The sequence below is a fragment of the Kistimonas scapharcae genome (genome assembly GCF_039540975.1).
Lineage (GTDB): Bacteria > Pseudomonadota > Gammaproteobacteria > Pseudomonadales > Endozoicomonadaceae > Kistimonas > Kistimonas scapharcae.
In genome coordinates, this window is the sequence record NZ_BAABFL010000217.1 from 1 (window position 1) to 973 (window position 973).

At 54.9% G+C, this 973-nt stretch carries 1 protein-coding gene; it reads right to left on the bottom strand.

Translation table 11 applies throughout. The annotated features are described in order from the left end of the window. A partial coding sequence (locus tag ABD892_RS10500; RefSeq protein WP_345195575.1) for a hypothetical protein occupies positions 1-959 on the bottom strand: 959 nt, incomplete at its 3' end. Between the last annotated feature and the right edge of the window lie 14 nt (positions 960-973).

A 973-nucleotide genomic window follows, 5' to 3' on the forward strand; every position in this document is an offset into this window, starting at 1 on the left:
TGGTATTCCTTCTTGACCTGATGGAAGGGTGACAGCTTGCCCTTGAGTCCGGCAGGCTTCGCGTAATAATCACCGATCTTCTTGCCGCCAGCGTCCATGTTCATGTACTCGGTCCAGTACCGGCCCCGCTCACTCATCACTCGCTGGAAGAAACTGGTCTTGAGCGTGACGCCCCGCATCACGTTGTTGAACGTAAATCCCTCACCCGGATTCAGGTGGAACATCCGGGCGATCTTCTCACCGGCAGGCCCCAGATCACGGAGCTGGCGGTCGCCGGTATAGAGGAAGGTGCCGATGCGGTACATCAAACTGCCAAACTCTTTGCCTTTCTGCATGGCGGCAGACAGCGCCCTGAGCTTGAACATCGGTGCCATCATGGGTCGTCTGGCCTCAGCGTCCATCGCCTTCGGCTTGCCGGTTCCTGGCTCCCACTTTCCGGCCAGTACCTTGTCGCGGATCAGAGCGTCCATGACCTCGTTGACTGTGGTATCCGGTGTAAACCGTTCACCAAAGGCTTTTTTCAGATACTGGGCAGCGGCGCGGTAATACTCGCGGAGTTTCTTGGCGATATTCTTGAATGTCAGTTCGACAAAGTTCCGCGACTTGCTGGAATTATCCAACAGGTAGGTACCCACCTTGTCCGCCATCCATTCGTCTTTGGTCAAACGACCACCGTCGTCCTGATACTGCTTGTAGGCTTTGTTCAGGTACTTTCTCTGGAAGTCATTGAGGCCAGCAAACACCTTGCCTTCGATCGCATGACCCAGCTCGTGTGCCAGCACATACATCCTCAGACCACGGTTCTTCTTGGTGTCTTTCGACAGTTTGTTCAACACGATCAGACTGAAGTCGCCCATGGGGATATGGTTGCCCATCTTGGACGTGTCGAAAGCAGCATGGTTCGGCAGCAGACCCTGATTCTCGGCATACCAGTCGGTATCCACCACCAGAACATTCATGTCGAGGCCCATCA